The sequence below is a fragment of the Priestia sp. P5_B4 genome (genome assembly GCF_056400385.1).
This window is the reverse complement of sequence record NZ_JBFULJ010001334.1, coordinates 1-734: the sequence shown is the minus strand read 5'-3', so window position 1 is coordinate 734 and position 734 is coordinate 1. Positions and strand designations below refer to the sequence as shown.

Below are 734 nucleotides of genomic sequence, written 5' to 3'. Positions count from 1 at the left end.
CAGTAAGAACGCCCACATATTTACCATCATCGTCAACTAGCGGAACTGTAGAATAGCGATGATACTCCATTTTTTCAAGAGCCTGTCTTAATGTCGATTGAATATTTAGTGTTACAACATCACTTTTTGGTACTAAGAAAAATGCAATATTCATTTTTTAATCTCCTTTTCCTTACCCGCTCATCTTACAATTTCTATTTATTTTTTCAGTTTTCGGCTTATTTTAATGTTTTAATCATACAAAATGCAGCTCGCAGTTATCTTACATTTACAACTATAAGCTGTCAATCCTAAGCTATGTAATTTTGACTTCTTATTTTCTTTATTACAGTACCCGTTTTCTAAATAATCAAATCCTAATTTTTAGAAAAACACGTCTAGTTAAAATAATGGTTCCTGCAGCTGCTTCTTTATACTAATAAGGGCCGGAAGAGCTACTTTCAGCTCTTCTTCTCTGCGATAAGAACGCAACTGAACCTCATTATATGCTCTGTTTATACTTTTTGACTCATGAAAAAGTCCCACATGATTCGACTAGCATTGGGGCCTTTAGGGTCTGTATAGCTGCCCGCTGAATTCCCTCCTGACCATGCATGCCCCATTCCATTTATAATATATTTATCAATAGCCAATTCTCCCTTACTGCTTTCGTAGCGATATGTTGTATAATCCCGTCCAAAGAGAATTTTTTCTTCTCTCGTTTTAACCGGGCTATCTTGAATCCATCCATCTAT

At 35.6% G+C, this 734-nt stretch carries 1 protein-coding gene and 1 pseudogene; both read right to left on the bottom strand.

Features of this window, described 5'->3' with window-relative positions; translation table 11 throughout:
* Window positions 1–154, bottom strand: a 154-nt coding sequence (locus tag AC1DRF_RS30815) for a CBS domain-containing protein (protein WP_477742676.1), incomplete at its 3' end; no start/stop codon positions are given.
* A 340-nt stretch (window positions 155–494) separates the two neighbouring features.
* Window positions 495–734, bottom strand: a pseudogene (locus tag AC1DRF_RS30810) (alpha/beta hydrolase family esterase); the annotation flags it as partial.